Annotated in this window: 16 protein-coding genes and 1 riboswitch; of the genes, 12 read left to right on the top strand and 4 right to left on the bottom strand. The window is 34.7% G+C overall.

The genetic code is table 11. From position 1 onward, the window contains the following. The first annotated feature begins 141 nt into the window (after nt 1-141). From M2372_RS04525 to M2372_RS04555, 7 genes are all read left to right on the top strand, one after another. Nucleotides 142-1,281, top strand: coding sequence for a cystathionine gamma-synthase (locus M2372_RS04525; protein WP_047492187.1), 1,140 nt, complete (start codon nt 142-144; stop codon nt 1,279-1,281). Between the two features lie 67 nt (nt 1,282-1,348). Further along, complete coding sequence (locus tag M2372_RS04530; protein ID WP_123318184.1) at nt 1,349-1,795, top strand: GNAT family N-acetyltransferase; 447 nt, start codon at nt 1,349-1,351, stop codon at nt 1,793-1,795. 98 nt (nt 1,796-1,893) lie between these two features. Further along, nucleotides 1,894-2,406, top strand: coding sequence for a DinB family protein (locus M2372_RS04535; protein ID WP_123318183.1), 513 nt, complete (start codon nt 1,894-1,896; stop codon nt 2,404-2,406). 287 nt (nt 2,407-2,693) lie between these two features. Next, nucleotides 2,694-3,284, top strand: coding sequence for a hypothetical protein (locus M2372_RS04540; RefSeq protein WP_123318182.1), 591 nt, complete (start codon nt 2,694-2,696; stop codon nt 3,282-3,284). A 153-nt stretch (nt 3,285-3,437) separates the two neighbouring features. After that, nucleotides 3,438-3,986, top strand: coding sequence for an L-threonylcarbamoyladenylate synthase (locus tag M2372_RS04545; RefSeq protein ID WP_115969425.1), 549 nt, complete (start codon nt 3,438-3,440; stop codon nt 3,984-3,986). 190 nt (nt 3,987-4,176) lie between these two features. Further along, entirely contained in the window at nt 4,177-4,521 is a 345-nt protein-coding gene (locus M2372_RS04550; protein ID WP_123318181.1) for a nuclear transport factor 2 family protein, read from the top strand. A gap of 37 nt (nt 4,522-4,558) precedes the next feature. Then, nucleotides 4,559-5,980, top strand: coding sequence for a CCA tRNA nucleotidyltransferase (locus M2372_RS04555; RefSeq protein ID WP_123318180.1), 1,422 nt, complete (start codon nt 4,559-4,561; stop codon nt 5,978-5,980). Nucleotides 5,981-6,148: 168 nt separating this feature from the next. On the opposite strand, the gene M2372_RS04560 is transcribed toward M2372_RS04555, so the two are convergent. The 3 genes from M2372_RS04560 to M2372_RS04570 all read right to left on the bottom strand — a co-directional run bounded on the left by M2372_RS04560 (nt 6,149) and on the right by M2372_RS04570 (nt 10,828). Continuing rightward, nucleotides 6,149-7,210, bottom strand: coding sequence for a hypothetical protein (locus tag M2372_RS04560; protein ID WP_123318179.1), 1,062 nt, complete (start codon nt 7,208-7,210; stop codon nt 6,149-6,151). A gap of 18 nt (nt 7,211-7,228) precedes the next feature. Beyond that, nucleotides 7,229-9,061 (bottom strand): TonB-dependent siderophore receptor, encoded by a 1,833-nt coding sequence (locus M2372_RS04565; protein ID WP_123318178.1) that lies wholly within the window; start codon nt 9,059-9,061, stop codon nt 7,229-7,231. A 31-nt stretch (nt 9,062-9,092) separates the two neighbouring features. Further along, nucleotides 9,093-9,270, bottom strand: a riboswitch (cobalamin riboswitch). A gap of 256 nt (nt 9,271-9,526) precedes the next feature. Next, a complete protein-coding gene (locus M2372_RS04570; RefSeq protein WP_228455629.1) occupies nt 9,527-10,828 on the bottom strand; it encodes a T9SS type A sorting domain-containing protein in 1,302 nt (433 codons plus the stop codon). A 203-nt stretch (nt 10,829-11,031) separates the two neighbouring features. On the opposite strand from M2372_RS04570, the gene M2372_RS04575 reads away from it, so the two are divergent. Together M2372_RS04575 and M2372_RS04580 are read left to right on the top strand one after the other, a co-directional pair. After that, complete coding sequence (locus tag M2372_RS04575) at nt 11,032-12,636, top strand: helix-turn-helix domain-containing protein (protein WP_123318176.1); 1,605 nt, start codon at nt 11,032-11,034, stop codon at nt 12,634-12,636. After that, nucleotides 12,633-13,763, top strand: a complete 1,131-nt coding sequence (locus M2372_RS04580) for a lipopolysaccharide assembly protein LapB (RefSeq protein ID WP_123318175.1) — start codon at nt 12,633-12,635, stop codon at nt 13,761-13,763. The genes M2372_RS04575 and M2372_RS04580 overlap by 4 nt, the downstream gene beginning before the upstream one ends. Before the next feature lie 61 nt (nt 13,764-13,824). Here M2372_RS04580 and pafA read toward each other — a convergent pair whose 3' ends face one another. Further along, nucleotides 13,825-15,471 carry an alkaline phosphatase PafA gene (pafA, locus tag M2372_RS04585; protein ID WP_123318174.1) on the bottom strand — a complete coding sequence of 549 codons (1,647 nt, stop codon included), beginning with the start codon at nt 15,469-15,471 and terminating at the stop codon, nt 13,825-13,827. A gap of 103 nt (nt 15,472-15,574) precedes the next feature. On the opposite strand from pafA, the gene M2372_RS04590 reads away from it, so the two are divergent. The 3 genes from M2372_RS04590 to M2372_RS04600 are packed head-to-tail and all read left to right on the top strand — an operon-like array spanning nt 15,575 to nt 17,338. After that, entirely contained in the window at nt 15,575-16,360 is a 786-nt protein-coding gene (locus M2372_RS04590; protein ID WP_123318173.1) for a hypothetical protein, read from the top strand. A gap of 37 nt (nt 16,361-16,397) precedes the next feature. Further along, entirely contained in the window at nt 16,398-16,790 is a 393-nt protein-coding gene (locus M2372_RS04595; RefSeq protein WP_115969401.1) for a VOC family protein, read from the top strand. An 11-nt stretch (nt 16,791-16,801) separates the two neighbouring features. Next, entirely contained in the window at nt 16,802-17,338 is a 537-nt protein-coding gene (locus M2372_RS04600) for an N-acetyltransferase (RefSeq protein ID WP_123318172.1), read from the top strand. Nucleotides 17,339-17,361 lie beyond the last annotated feature (23 nt).

Genomic DNA, 17,361 nt, shown 5'->3' on the forward strand with positions numbered 1-17,361 from the left:
ACAAATAACGATAATACATACGAGGATAATTGATCATTTCAATTATCCTCATTTTATTAAATCAACTTTATTTTAGTACTTTTACAATTCAGAATAGATTAGTAAAATCTTATTTCTTAAAGTAAAAATTTACAATAAATTATGAATTTTAATACCAAAGTAATTCACGGAGGGCAGCATCATGAGTCTGCAACAGGATCTGTAAACGTTCCTGTATTTTTAACCTCTACGTTTGCACAGAAAAGCCCTGGAGTACACTCCGGTTATGAATATTCAAGAGCTGCCAATCCTACAAGACAGGCGTTGGAAGATTCTCTAGCGAGCATTGAAAACGGAGCCAGAGGTCTGGCTTTCGGTTCCGGTCTTGCTGCTATCGACTGTGTTTTGAAATTATTAAATCCTGGTGATGAAGTGATTGCTGTAGATGACCTTTATGGTGGTACTTACAGAATGTTCACCAGACTTTTTGAAAAATATCAGCTGAAGTTCACTTTTGTGAATTTTGATGATGTTTCTAAAATTGCTGATGTAATCACTGATAAAACTAAACTAATCTGGGTAGAAACTCCAACAAATCCATTGATGAAATTGGTAGATATCAAGGCTGTCGTGGAAATTGCCAAAGGAAAAGATATCTTAGTGGCGGTAGACAATACTTTTGCAACCCCTTATATTCAAAGACCCATTGATCTGGGAGCAGATATCGTAATGCACTCTGCAACCAAATATTTAGGAGGACACTCTGATGTCATTGCAGGTGCTCTTATTGCTAAGGATGCTGAATTAGGTGAAAAACTTCACTTTATCCAATTTGCCAGTGGTGGTATTTTAGGGCCTCACGATTCTTATCTTGTATTAAGAGGGATCAAAACGTTGGCATTAAGAATGCAGAGACACTCTGACAATGGTCTTGCCGTAGCTAAATATCTTGAAACTCACCCAGCAGTTGATAAAGTAATCTATCCGGGATTAGAATCTCACCCTCAATATGAGCTTGCAAAATCTCAGATGAAAGAATCAGGAGGAATGGTTTCATTCACTTTCAAATCCGGAAAAAAAGAAGACGCTATCAAATTCCTTGAAAAGGTAAGAGTATTCACACTTGCAGAATCTTTAGGAGGTGTAGAATCTTTAGCGAATCACCCTGCTTTAATGACCCACGCTTCTATCCCTGCAGAAAAACGTGCGGAACTGGGAATCACTGATGATCTTGTCCGTTTAAGTGTTGGAATTGAAGATGCTGAGGATCTTATCGCAGATCTGGAAAAAGCTTTTTCTTAAAATATCACAATAAAAAATGAGAAGGATTTAATATCTTTCTCATTTTTATTATCACCATCACATATCTATGAAAAATACGAGAAAAGCAGTCATTGCAGATTTATCTCAGTTGGCTGAGCTGTTCGATCAATACAGAATATTCTATCATAAGGCATCTGATATCCCTGCTGCTAAAGATTTTCTTCAGGAAAGACTTCAAAACAAAGATTCTGAAATTTTTGTTGCAGAAGAAAATGGATTACTTACAGGCTTTGTTCAGTTATATCCAATATTTTCATCCACAAGAATGCAGCGCTATTGGCTTCTGAATGATTTGTATATCAATGCTAACCATAGAGGAAAAGGGTATTCAAAAGAACTTATCGAAAAATCAAAAGAACTATGTAAAGCTTCAAATGCCTGCGGTATCCTGCTTGAAACAGGAAAAAGCAATGATGTGGGTAATCAGCTATATCCTTCCTGTGGTTTTGAGCTCTATGACTCTGTGAATTTCTATGAATGGAGCAATTCATAAGAAATGGAAAATAAGTAATGAATAATAGAACACTATTAATCAATTCATTTACATCCGAAAAACCGAATTTTAAACCTAACTTATAATTCTCAAAAACCATGACCGATTTTCAAAAATACATCCAAAGATATTTAGACCTGATTCCTCAAGGTGACTGGCTAGCCGAATTAAAAAAAACAGAAGAAAAAACTGTGGGAATTTATTCCAATCTTACCGAAGAGCAGGCAAAGTTTGCCTACGCTGAAGGTAAATGGACTTTAAAAGGATTGCTTCTTCACTTATCAGATACTGAAAGAGTTTTTCAATACAGAATATTAGCTTTTGCAAGAGGTGATAAAAACAACCTTCCCGGATTTGATGAAAATGAATACGCCGAACAATCTTTCGCCAGTGAAAGATCTCTGGAATCTTTACTGGAAGAATACAAACTGGTAAGAAAATCTTCTCAGATTCTATTGGAAACCATGAATCCTGCTGCTTTACAGTACACAGGTATTGCCAATGGCAATGAAATTTCAGTGGAAACCATAGGAAAATTGATTATTGGACATAATTATCATCACCTGAATATTATTGAGGAAAGATATTTGCCAAAAATAGGATGGATGTAATGAAATAGTAAGTTTTGGCTAAAGCCAATTGAATGTATTATTTATTGTTGATAAAGAATAAATAACACATTTACAATTTTCACATACATAAAACATCAATAAGGACGGACTTTAGCCGTCTTCCAAATTCATAAACCATCCATTGGCGTTAGCCGAAACTTAATAAAACCAGATTATTTGTATTATCCCACTTTTATTTTTAATTATTACTATTCTATTTAATAATAATTATTAAATTTATTAGAATTTAAAACTACAATCTGGTTCCAAACTCATCTATTTTCAACATGAGATCATTAAAAAAACTAGACATTACAAAAAGCATTCAATCTAAAAAGTTAATCTTTGAAGAAGAGTGGTTGAATAAATTTGATAATTTGATATTATATGTTCTTTTTTTAATGTTATCAGGAATTTCTATATGGGGATTTAGAAAAACCATACTATCACTTAATAATAGTCTGGAATATACTATTCTAGTTTGCTTATTTTTCTCTAGTTTATATCTACTATATTGTAAGTTCACCGAAAAACATTTAAAGGAAATTAAATTTAATATTTCAAAAAATGAAGCAGAAGATAGAATTATCAGATATGCTCAAAAGCGCTACAGAATATCCAGACCTGCCAATAATCTAATATATCTTAACGAACCAATAGACTTATACAGTCCAGGAATTTATGAGCAAACAACAATTATCTTTGTCAAAGACCATTCTATCCTTTATACTTTAATCAAAGAAGGTTCTAAATCTAATTTTCCAGTATTATTATCTCAGCATTTGATGAGAATGGATCTTAAAAAAATTCTCCAACAGAAAAAGATTGAAACGAAAGCTAAAAATAAAGGTTATTTCAGTTCTCTATTTCATGGATAGATCTCCTGATCTATTAGTTTGATCTTTATAGCCCCTCCATTCATTTTATCCAAAATTAAGAACCTTCAATACACTGTCCTTTTTATCCTCATTTTTTTGTTCAAAATTCACAGATTCTCTACCTTTATCCATTGTTTTGAATACATAAAAAATATGGAACCTATTATTGAAATATTAAAATCTGGCGGAACGATTCTTTACCCTACTGATACCATTTGGGGAATTGGTTGTGATGCGACCAATATAGAAGCTGTCAACAAAATTTTTGATATCAAAAAACGCGAGAAAAATAAATCTATGATTATTCTGGTAGAATCTGAAAAGAGACTTCAGGATCTGGTAGATGTTCCCGAAATGGCATGGGAAATTATTGATTTAAGTGAAAAACCGGTAACTATTGTTTACGAAAACCCAAGAGGTTTGCCTAAAGAATTATTAGCAGAAGATGGCAGTATCGGAATCAGATTGGTAAAAAATGACTTTTGTAAAAAACTAATCACTAAACTGAACAAGCCACTGGTTTCTACATCTGCTAATTTCAGTGGTGATAAAAGCCCGTTGAAGTTTTCGGATATTTCTTCAGAAATTATTGAACTTGTGGATTATGCTGTGGAAGAAGACAGAGATAAGGTTTCAAAATATTCAGGATCTTCAGTGATCAAAATCTGGAGCGATAACAGGATCAAAGTTCTTAGAGAATAAAAAGAACACCAGAGGATGGAATCAGGAAGTTACTGAATTCTAATGTGAACTCCCAGCCCCTATCTTCCAACTTCCTTACTTTAAAATTCAGGGTAATAGATTTAATTTTTAGAGTCTTGTCTGTTCATATCAGCAGGATTTCTTTTTTTTAATTCTATCTTTGCAAAATCCAACTTGTAAAATACATGCTATGAATCATCAGGAATTCGCTCAAACATGGATAAATGTCTGGAACTCTCATGATTTGGAGGATATCCTCTCCCACTATTCCGATGATATTGAGATTACCACTCCCATGATTGCCATGGCTACCGGAGGAAGAGAAAGTTCTTTGAAAGGAAAAGACGCCGTTCGTGAATATTGGAGAAAGGCATTGAATAAATTTCCTGATCTGTATTTTGATCTGATCCATTCCACTGCAGGAGTAAATTCTGTAGCATTATTTTATAAATCCATTATGGATAAACGCGCTGTAGAAGTGATGTTTTTTGATGAAGAAGGAAAAATAAACAGAATGTACGCTCATTATGACTAATGAACGGAATTGGTAGAAATTGACGCTATTATAAACGATGAAAATTAATCTTACTCAAAATAAGAATTTAAAACTTTTTAAAATAATTTCTGAAGCTGCAGAAAAGAACAACCAGTCGGTATATATTGTCGGTGGATATGTCCGTGATCTTCTGATGAAGAGAAAGGCATCTACGGATATAGATTTTGTAACTGAACAGAGCGGTATTGAACTGGCTCAGAATGTAGCTCAGGATATTGATCCTAAATTAAAGGTTTCTGTATTCAAAACCTATGGAACCGCTATGATTAAATATAAAGATCTTGAGCTGGAATTTGTAGGTGCAAGAAAAGAAAGCTACACAGAAAACAGCCGAAAGCCTGAAGTAGAGGGCGGAACTTTGGAAGATGATCAGAAAAGAAGAGATTTTACCATCAATGCGATGGCCATTTCTCTGAACAAAGATAATTTCGGAGAGCTTATTGATCCGTTCAGCGGAGTTGAAGATCTTGAAAAAGAAATTTTAAGAACTCCTTTAGAACCTGCTCAAACCTATTCTGATGATCCATTGAGAATGATGAGAGCAGTGCGATTTGCCTCCACCTTAAACTTTACGATTGAAGAGCATTCTTTAGAAGCCATCAGGCAGGAAGCAGAAAGGATCAAGATTGTTTCTATGGAAAGGATTATGGTGGAATTTAACAAGATTATGTTATCTGAAAAACCTTCTGTAGGATTAAAATTAATGGAACAAACAGGGCTTTTAAAGCTTGTTATTCCTGAATTGATCGAGCTTAAAGGTGTAGAAGAAGTTGAAGGACAAACTCACAAAGATAATTTCTATCATACTCTTGAAGTAGTAGATAATATTTCTGTGAATACCGATAACCTTTGGCTGCGTTGGGCTGCTCTGCTTCACGATATAGGAAAGGCCCCTACTAAAAAATTTGTGGAAGGTACAGGATGGACGTTCCATGGACATGAATTCTTGGGTTCCAAGATGGTAAAAACTCTTTTCCAAAGATTAAAATTGCCATTGGGAAGTGATATGAAATACGTTCAGAAGATGGTAAAACTTTCTTCCAGACCTATTGCCCTGATTACAGATGATACTTCAGACTCTGCATTAAGAAGGCTTTTATTTGATGCCGGGGAAAACCTTGAAGATCTGTTTACACTTTGTAAAGCAGATATCACGACTAAAAACTCTAAAAAGCAGGAAAAGTTCAAGAAAAATTTTGAATATGTAGCTGTTAAGATCAAAGAGGTAGAGGAAAAGGACCAGGTAAGAAACTTCCAACCTCCTATTACCGGAGAAGAGATTATGCAAATGTTCAACCTTCAGCCAGGCCGCGAAATTGGTATTTTAAAGGAAAAAGTAAAAGAAGCTATCCTTGAAGGAGAAATACCTAATGAAAAGGAAGAAGCTACAAAATTTGTCATTGCTGAAGCTGAAAAGCTGGGATTAACAATGAGCTAAATTTCCACTCAATAATAAAGTAAAGCTGGATGACCTTTTATCATCCAGCTTTTTTATGCCTCAATGAAGTATATACCAAAGCCGGGCGGGTTCTTTAGAACCCGCCCGGAAAAAAACACAAATGATGAAAAAATAAAAAATTATATTATATACGCCGAAGCGCAATTTTTAGTTTTTATAGAAACCGTTTGTTCCAACACCTGCAGTAAAGGTTTTTACTAAAGTACCACTTAATGCATCATAAACATTCACTTTACCATCTTCAGTAAAGTTTGTTTCAGCAGCAAATATCTTTCCATCAATAACATCAAACCCATACACATTCCCTACAGCTGTTGCAACAGGCATTATTGGAGCTCCCTCAACAATAGGCTTTTCATATATTTTTCTGGTATCGGTAATAAAAAAGAATTCATTATTATAAGCTCTCAATTTCTGCACATTAGGAATGCTGGTAAGCGTAGTGGTAGTATAGTTTCCTGCTGCTGAATTGATTTTGTAAATATATGAATCTGTTGTATCAGAGACTAAAACATAAGCAATCCCTTTGTAAGCAATAAGGTCTTTTATAATTCCTTTTGCAGGTAATGTAATCGTGGTAGGATTCACCATCGTAGAAGGATTTACGACAGTAATAGTGTACCCAGTTGGAATCTCATTAAAAACAGCATCATACCCAACACCATCTGTCTGCACTATGATATTACCTTCTGCTTCTACTACCTTTTCAGCTAAACGTGGAAATTCAATGCTCCCAACATAAGCGTTATCTGAAATATTATAAGCATTTACTTTCTTTTTACCGGAAAAGTTATTATTTGTTACAAAAAATTTATTCCCTGAGAATGCAATATATCTTGGATTGTCAAGATTCTCCGTTACTGTAGTTTGTACTTTAAATGTTTTTCGGTTTACAATATCAATTTTGTTAGGAATATTGGCAACAAGATATGCTTTATCTCCACTGAAACCTATACTCTGAAGTACTTTTCCGAAAGCTTCCCCTTTATTATTGTTAGCATAAATATTACTATAAACTGTTCCCAGATTATTACTAATAAAAGTAACATCAGAAGTAGGTTTTGTAAAACCACCTTCATTAGAAACAAGTATTCCGTTTGTATAATCCACTTGCGTTTCAATTGTTTCAGCATCATTATCGCTGCTACATGAAACGTTAAAAAGTAGCATTGAAGCAAATGCAAGAGGTAAAATTCTTTTGATATTCATATATATTAAATTTTATTTTTAAAAATTGATATTTAAATTCACACTGTAATTTCTTCCGGGTAACGGATAAGCAAACATAGTATAATAAGTCTGATTGAATATATTATTGATTTTAAAACCCAGTGTATAATTTTTTAAAAATGTAGCTCCAACGCCAGCATTCATTATAAAATATTCTTTCAGAGCCTCACTTTTCTTCTCATTGGAGTCTGTATAAGTAAGCCCGGTAAACAATCCCTGAGCATATACTTTTATGAATTCATACTGATAATCAACATTTCCGGTAAATTTATGGAAGGGAACGTACATCAGCTGTTTCTTTTTTTCCAAATCCTGAGAATTTGTGTAGCTATATCCTAAACCTACATTCAGAAAATGCTTACCAAAACGTTTAGCAAATTCCGCTTGGGTTTCCACTCCGTAAGATCTTACATGCTCAGTATTTACAGGGCTATAAATCCCTGAAGAATTAGGAAGCCATCTTATCATATCTCTGATATCCATATAATAAGGAACCACGGAAAGTTTGAAATCACCGACTTTAAACTGATTTCTCAATTCAAACTGGTAAGAGGTTTCCGGTTTTAGATCTTCATTTCCTCCAGGTCTCCAATATAGATCATTGAAAGAAGGGGCTCTGAAATTCCTTGAAACACTTAATCCAAGATTATACCAGCGTAAAGCATTCCATTTTCCTGAAAAAGAAAATAAAAGAGGAGACTTAGTCACTCCAACAAAATCCTGTCTTATTCCAGCTTCAATACGTAAATCAGTGGTAGGAAAATATCTTATCAAACCGGCAACAGACCCCATATTCCGGCTTACCTGATCTATTCCGGAGCCATAGCCTTCGCCTTTATTCAGCTGGTATTCTCCAATGATATTGAAGTTCCATTTTGAGGTAAGAAAATAATTGAAATCATTCTTCAGAATATAGTTCCTTCCGGTCCCACTACTGAATTTAGGTCTTTCTATATCATTAAAATACTTAAAATTTTCTTCTGTATAAGCTACTTTAAAAGAGTTATTAAAGCTTGTTTTATTCCAGTCCCAGGAAATCAGACTTCTTACATTTTGAGTCTCATATTTCGTTTTCGTTTCCTTATCAAAGATAATTGGAAAATGTTGTTGTCCGTTAAACCATTCTGAAATCCATGAAATCTGATGATGAGGAGCTAATTTATAAGCGGCAGCAATATTAAAGTTCGTATTATAATACTCCCCGTTAAGATTTATATAATTCCTAGGTTCTTTGTTTACTTCGTAAGCATTCTCACTAACAGAATAATTTCCGGAAGCTTTAAAACTGAATTTCTCATTGCTGTAAGAGCTTTTAACAAAATTATTATAGGTATTGAAAGAACCTGCCTCAGAGAACAATGTTCCATGAAAGCCTTTATTAAAATTAAGGCTATTATCCAGATGAATGCTACCTCCAATAGCTCCGGAACCATAAGTAACACTTCCGCCACCTGCCTTTATTCCAATCTGATCATACCCGAACAGAGAAAGATTGTTTACATCTCCCTGGCCCAGAAAATTGGAATTAACATTAATTCCGTTCCAGACAAAGGATGTCTGTTGAGCAGTAGTTCCTCTAAAAGATGGTGAAGCAGATCCACCACGTGCATTTTCTTTAATATAAATTGAAGACTGAAATCTTAAGAGTTCTGAAAGATTGCTGGAGTTTTTTTCAACCTCTTCAGCATTGATTGTTTTCACAGGATGAAATTGTTTCACCTTGTTCATCTGGCTATCGAAGATATAAATTGTATCAACAGCTTTCTCCTGTCCGAAAAGAAAGCAGCCATATGATGACAAAAACAGTATTAGAGATCTTTTTATATCCATATTATTCTACTTTTCCTCCGAAAGCAATATGTTTTTTGATTATTATTCTGGCAGGTCTCCTGACTTTCGCTTTCTGCGCCTTCCCGTTTTATACAGTGGCTGTGTACAGAAATTTTTATTGCGATCTACAGTTGCGGGGACAGTTTGGGAGTTTCACCCAATTCCCTTTTCATTCCAATATACTGGAAACCAAAATTTTTGCAAAGATAGTTTTTTAAATGTATTAGACAAGAACGGACTTATTTGGATATAACCTGAAGTCAGGAAACTGAAAGTCATTTTTAATTTTACTATTCCTGAAAGTCGTCATAAAACTACTTTAAAAAGGGGGAAAAGATGGTATTATTACTCTTTATCATCTTTCATCATTTCCTTTTTCTGATATTTATCAATTTACAAAAATAGCTACCTCCAATATTGAAAGCAGCTATTCATGGTATAACTATTATTAAAATTTGCTGATTTTTACTTCTTGATAAATTTATGGTTCTGTTGCTTACCTCCTTTCTCTGAAAGCTGAAGTACATAGTTTCCTTTCGGTAAAGATGATACATCAATCTGGTCCTCTATGGATGGGAATGATTTCACTATTTGTCCTACCATATTATAAACTTCTGCCTTTTCAATTTTTCCGGATCCTTTAAAGTATAAAATATCATTTACCGGATTAGGATAAATACTGATTGAGCTTTTATTTTTATCATTTTCTACATCTCTCACAGATAAATATCCTGTAAGGTCCAGATAAAATGCGACCATCTGATTAGAGGCATTCATTCCCATTCCTGCTATTTTTTTACCATCCTGAGAAATGGCCAATGGAAGCCCCATTATCACACCATTAGTATCAATTCCTAAACTTGTTGCATAGTCATTGAGGTTAATACGTCCACTCTCTTCTGTCCAGATAAAACCTTCTCCAGACATTGGTGGCGCTCCAAATGCCCTGTAAAAGCCGATAACCCTTGTGCCATCTCCAGAAACCCCCGTTGCCCCTCCTTTAAAAGAAAATGAAGCATTGGGGTGCGTTATATACGTCACTCCGGTTGCTGCCTTCCAAACATAAGGATTCGGATTTGCGGAACCAATAATCGTATTCCCGTCCACGGAAACAGCTCCTGCTTCTCCTACATTGCTCCCGTTGGCATCCGTAATGAAGCTTTCCACCCCATCTATCCATTTTGCACCACTTCTGGTTCCTGTAGGTTCATCCTGCCATCCTACAACAACAGATCCGTCTGCATTTATTGCATTTGCTCTCGAGCTTCGCCCGCTTACCATACTCCCCAGATCTACCACCCCGTTTGTTCCATCCCATTTTACAGCATGGGCATTTGCTGCAGTAAGCCATCCAAGTCCTACAATTGCATTTCCATCCGGAGACATTCCCCATGTAGAACTTACACTACCATCCCAACCGGTGGGAACGAGCCCGCCTCTATTCGTCCAGGTAGCAGAACTTACTTCATAGGTTGAAATTTCATTAAAACCTGTCGCTGTATTGGTCACTGAAGATGCGATCTTCATTCCATCGTTAGAAACAACTGTTTTTCCGGCAGCCGGATATCCGTTTGATACTGTACCTATCTGTACGATCCCCGTATTTGCTGTCCACATAAATATTCCACCGCCAGTAGTGTGCATGCTTACTACTCCTTTATCAGAAACCGCACCCACATTATAATTTCCAAGTCCCATTACAGTAAACTGAGCTTCCACTACACCAAAATTAAAAAAGAAACAAGCAGCTAACACCTTTATTGACATTTTATAAAAATTTACCATATATGATTATATTTAATATTTTAAATTACCGAAAACAATATTAATATTATATTTACTCAAACAAAAGAAATAGGCTTTCACAATTCGTGAATTTCAAAAGAATCATAATTTTAAAAACCTAGTAACCAAACACTTAAACAAATGTCGTTTTGAAGACTTATTTCAGGAGGATTATTGAAAGAAACATGAAAAACAAATTGTTATTCAGAAAAATGTTTGAAAATAGCAGATGGATTTTTCTGCTGATCTTCGCATTCTCTTCCTTTATTGCCAAAGGGCAGACCGGTCCTGATTTTAATATTATAACAGATAAGGCATTCCAGAAACTATATCAGAATCCTGACGACTGTATAAGTTATACCCAAGGAATTCTGGTAAGCGATCAGGATATAGAGCATAAGATTATTCTTCAAAATATCATTTCACAGGCATTTGCTATGAAGGGAGACTATATGCAGTCTGTCAATAGTTTTTCTCAAAAAGAAGATCAGGATCAAAATCTTTCTTATTTCATGCAGGTTTTTGGTAACTATAATCTTGCAGACCAGTATCAGAATCTGGGTTTATATAATCAATCAAAAAAAATCATTGCCAGCCTCTTATCAGATCAGAAACTTCTGAAAAGCAATCATCCAAAATTCAGGATCACCACAGCCAAACTCTATCAGCTACAGGCTTTAAATCTGGGCATTAACAGGGATTATCCGAATGCGTTAAAAAATCTTGACAAAAGTGATCAGTACATCAGTAATACTGATGATGAGAATAAAATCATACAAACAGAAAATAGGATTTTCCGCTCTTCTTATTTGATGAAAGAAAATAACCTGATTGAGTATAAAAACCTGATAGAAAGTATCATTTCTGACCTTGAGCAACAGCAAAACCAACCATTTTTACTCAGCTTAGCTTATGAAAACTTATCGCGGTACTATTTTTTGATACAGGATTATAAAATGTCTGCCCAAAAACTGGAACAAGGACTGTCGTTGATTGAAGACCTTCCTTTTAACAATTTAAAAATCAAAATCTACGAATCGTTGTCCCGAACCTATTTTGCTCTTCATGATGATATGAAATACCATCAATATAACAAATACTATAATGATTTAAGAATAAAAACAGACTCCAATACAAGAGAAGGAATACGGTATATTGTAAAACTGGTAGAAACGAATCAGAATAAAACACTTGAATTTCAGAAGCAAACTTATTTAACATCTTTCTGGTCTTCCACTCTGGTCATATTATTCATCGTCATTGGTTTGTTCATCTATTTTTTAATCATTAAAAGCAAAAATAGAGACCTAAAAAAGCAATTTGATTTCTTTGAAAAACAGAGTACCCGAAAGGAACAAACAATATCACCATCTACTTCCATAATAAAAAATACAGCGGATGCTGAAAAGAACTCTCATAAAATTTCAAAGGAAAAAGAGGAAGAAATCCTTCAAAAACTCAAAGAATTTGAACAATCTGACCGATATCTGAATAAAAACATGTCACTTTCTTTGCTTTCTTCCCAATTGGAAGTCAATACCAAATACCTTTCGGAGGTCATCAATACCAATAAGGAAAAAAACTTCAATGGTTACATTAACAAATTAAGAATCAATCATATTGCTCAACTATTAAGAACAGAACCTACCTTTCTCAATTATAAAGTCAGTTATCTGGCTGAATATTCAGGTTTTTCTTCACATAGTGCCTTCACAACCGTTTTCAAATCCGTTACCGGAATGTCTCCTAACGCTTACATTCAGGAAATCAGTAAAAATAAAGTATCATGAAACTAAGATTGAAAATTTTCTCGTTGATCCTTTTTTCCTATATTTTTATAAACGGTCAAAACACTTCGGATAGTTCTCTGTTAAAAAAAGCCAAGCTGGAAATCTATGACAATCCTGATAAAGCGATTCAAATTGGAAAGCAGCTACTGAAAAAAGACAGTGATCTCAAAACGTCTATTGAAATTTATATGCTCCTTTCCACCGCCAATGTAGCCAAAAGGAATTTTGATGAATCTTTAAAATACATTTTAAAAGCCAAAGAACTTTCTCAGAAAACGAATGACACCAAAAGCCAGGTAGGTGTCCTCGTAGCCGTTGCTATCCAGTATCAGCAAATGGAACTTTTCAGCAAAAGCCTTGAAACATTGAACGAGGCAGATCAATATCTGGCGAAAATTACTGAGAAAACACCTGAAAAATATATTGAAACAGCTACCATCTATGCCATAAGAGGAATGATTTATAAAAGTCAGTCCAATTCTGAAATTGCTCTGGAAAAGTTTCTGATCTCCATAGAAAACTTTGAGAAAGTGCCTGTAAAGAAAACAACGTATTCCAATATGAGTGTGGTCTATTACAATATTGGCTACTGCTATCTAAATCTTAACCAGATTGACAAGGCAGAACATTCATTTTTACAGGCAATAAACTACGCCGGAAGAAATCATGCAAAGAGCCTGGAAGCATTTGCATTAAAAGGAATATCTGAAGTACATAAACAGAAACATGAAAACCAAACGGCATTGGACCTTTTGATAAAAGCTGAAAACCTCAGCAAAAATACGGGGGATATTATTCTGAATGAAGGTATTTACAAAGAAATGGCAGATAATTATCTGGCAATGGGACAACAGAATTTATACCAGCTGTATAATAAGAAATATTTTGAAATGCGCTTCAAAAGGAAACAAAATGAGCTGTCATCCATTAATCAGGTTATTGATAATCATAATAAAGAAACAATCATCAAAAGTCAAAAAATGGAATCCCGGTATCATTATATGAAGATTCTATCCTTTGCTATTGCAGGAATCCTTATCCCTATTCTACTCTATTTTATTCTAAAAATAAGAAAACAGAACAAAAGGTTTCAAAAGGAAATCCAACAGATTATCAGGAATTCTTGAGTTTTATGAAAACAAAAGAACATTCCAAAAATGGAATGTTCTTTTGTTTATGTTATTCAGTTTACTGACCTATAACTTCTGTAATTGGATTTCCAACATTTCCACTTGGGAACTGAATTCTCAGTAATGAAGAAACTGTAGGTGCAATATCTGTCATGTGATAAGCTTTATTACTTTCTCCCTGTTTCACTCCCCATCCCATAAAGATCAATGGAATGTGTGAATCATAAGAGTTCCATACGCTGTGGGTAGTTCCTGTTTTAGAATATGGCGGAAGCATAGAATCGTGAGAGATCAATTGGATATCACCACTTCTCTGTCTGTTGATTCCGTTGATAATTCTTTGTTTGATTGGTTCCGGAATACTTGCTTCAGCAACTTTGTCTACAGAAACAGCATATAAAACAGTAGGATCTTTTTCCAGCTCTTTTACAGCAAAGTTTCTTACATCATCCAGTTCAAGCTTGCTGTCTGCCAATACTTTTCTGTCAAAATAGATCTGGTAATTATCAATTGCGTTAATCAATTTATCAGCTCCGAATTTATCTTTCAGCTTTTGGTTAAGGTTCTTTTCAGCACCTTCTCCAAAGAAACCTGTCGGAATTTTATGCTCTTTTAAGAATCCTACAGAATGGGCTCCACCGTGGTCAGCAGAAAGGAAAACCGTATACTCTCCTTTTCCTACTTTTGAATCCAGATAATTGAAGAATTGTGCTAAATCCTGATCTAATCTTATATAAACATCTTCCACTTCAATAGAGTTTGGTCCAAATTTATGTCCGGCATAATCTGTAGAAGCCAAATTGATAGCTAAAAAGTCTGTAATATTATCACCACCCAATTTCTCTCCGTCTACAGAAGCTTCAGCCAATTTTAATGTCAGCGTATTTCCGAACGGTGTATAACGGATATTGTCTTTTTTGGTCTGATAATCTTTTGCAAGATCACTATAAGGGAATGTAGGTGTTTTTGCGCTGCCTAATAATCCTTCCCAAGGAGAATTGTCCGGTGCACTTTCTGTATATTGATTGATCGGAAGTAAAGTATTCCAACCGTTGGCTACCAATTTTTCCGGTAAATTCTGAGAGTTGAATGATTTTACCCATTGAGGAAGATCATTCATATACCATGTACTGGTGATAAAGTTCCCGGTACTGTCGTCAAACCAGAAAGCTCCGTTTGGCGTGTGTCCTGCAGGAAGAATGGAAGCTCTGTCTTTTAGAGAAACCCCGATTACTTTCCCCTGGAAATTTGTTGCCAATCTCAATTCATCTGTTACCGTTGTAGACCAAAGGTTTTTCGGAGAATGGCTTCCGGTTTTTGTATTGGTTGTTCCTACCGGCTGAACGCTGTCATCTGCAGTACAGTATACTCCTTTCCCTGTTTCTTTATCTGTCCAGTCATTTCCGGCAATTCCGTGAATGGCTGGTACCGATCCCGTATAGATACAAGTATGTCCCAAAGCAGTAATGGTAGGAACATAAGGAATGTGTACATTATTTAAAGAATATCCTGTATTCAAAAGTCTTTTGAAACCGTCATTTCCATATTTGTTATAAAAACGGTATAAATAATCCCAACGCATCTGGTCTACTACCAGACCCACTACTAATTTGGGCCTTTCCAGTTGAGAATTTCTGTTCTTCTGCGCATTGATTGTAACTACGGACAAAAAAGTAGCTGCCGCAATTGAAATGTTCCTAAGCATCCAAGTAAAATTTTATTGATCACAAATTTAGGGGTTTTGAATGTTTTAGAACGTGAATTTTTATTTAAATTTGATCTTTATTCAATTCCTCAACCCATTCACTATGATTTTAGGAGTATACTGGTACTTTAAATTCCCTGAAGATCTATATCATTTCAAGTTTTTTAAGTTTTTCGAGGGATGTGGCGGTCATGCAGATAATGCCGCAGAATTGGTAGTAAGAGTACAGGTTGATCACCCAGATGATTTCATTGGAAAACTGGAAGAACTGAAATCCCGGTTTAAAAAAGCTTTTTTACATCTTAACATCAATGAAAATCAGCTCATCATCAGTATTGGAGATTATCAGCTTTTTGATTTTTATTTTCAGTTTGCGCTTGAAATAGAAGTTCTTTTGGTTCGTGAAAATGCTATAATATTGGATTCCATTATTCCATTTAAATCACTTTTTACTAAAACCTATCATGTAGAAAGAGAAAACTTTGAAAATAATGAGCACCGTTTTATACAGATTGTAGGTTCAGATTTAAAAAAAAATAATGCTGAAACTCTTTCTATAAGAATTGATTGTAACCTGCCTTTAAATAATAAAGAATTCTTCATTAATGATTTGGGTTCTATCTGCCGTGAAGAAAACCTCAATGTATTCTATTATAAGGATCATCATTTTAATAATCACTGCAACTTAATGCTTTTCTTTACCAATGGCCGCCAGAAAACAGTTGCTCTTCAAACAGTTAATCTCAATTCATTTGGAAATAAGGTAAGGCAGCTTACTCAAAAATATCAGGTTTATTTCGGTCACCTTGAGGGTCTAAAATATTATCCTCAAAATGGACCTCATGTTGAATTGATGATAGATGAGGAATATATTCTAAGTAAAAAATAAAACAATTTTAATTCAAAAAATCCCTAAATCTAATAATATGATTAAGTTTAAATATGTCATTTTGTATGTAGAAGATGTAGAATCAGCTATGAATTTCTACCAAAACACTTTTGATGCTGAGATCAAATTCATCACTCCGGAAAAAGACTATGGAGAACTGATTACAGGAGAAACCACTCTGTCTTTTGCTTCAGTTGTATTAGCTGCATCCAATATCAAAAAAGGATTTCTACTTTCAAAAACAGAAGCTAAACCCTTTGGAATTGAACTTGGGTTTGTAACTGACAATGTGGAAGCCCTGGTTGAAAAAGCAATAAAAAACGGAGCCGTTTTGTATGAGGATATTACCGTAAAACCTTGGGGACAAAAGACGGCTTACATTAAAGATCCTAATAATTATCTCGTAGAAATCTGTACTGAAATTCAATAAAATTATCATCCGTGGAAATAAAAAAACTACAAAGGCTAACTTCTAACCCCAGTTTGAATTGGGGAAACAATGGATATTCTACAGACATCATCTATTCTGTTTCTTCAATAGAATTCAATAGTTCTTTTGAGTTTAACTTAAGAGAAAAAAAAAATTCCTACACTAAAGTCTGGGAAATCGATTCCGATGATATTAATGAACTCAATACCCTCATTGAAAAAGACTCTTCTTTCGGAGCTTTTGCTGATGAAGAACTTCAAGGCTGGATCATCTGCGAACACAGAACCTGGAACAATAGCTTTTACATTGAAAACATCCTGATCAATGAACAATACAGAAGACAGGGAATCGGTATCATGTTGATTAAAAGTGCCATCAAAGAAGCCAGAAAGCTGAACTGTCGGGTGGTTGAGCTGGAAACCCAGAACACCAACTATCCTGCCATACAGTTTTACAGAAGAATGGGATTCAACATCACCGGAGTGAATACCAGATTATATGATAATTCTGAAGAAATTGCTTTTTTTATGACCTTGGATATAGAATAACAGATAAATACGTTAGGTTTTGG

It is taken from the genome of Chryseobacterium sp. BIGb0232 (assembly GCF_024810195.1).
GTDB lineage: Bacteria > Bacteroidota > Bacteroidia > Flavobacteriales > Weeksellaceae > Chryseobacterium > Chryseobacterium pennae.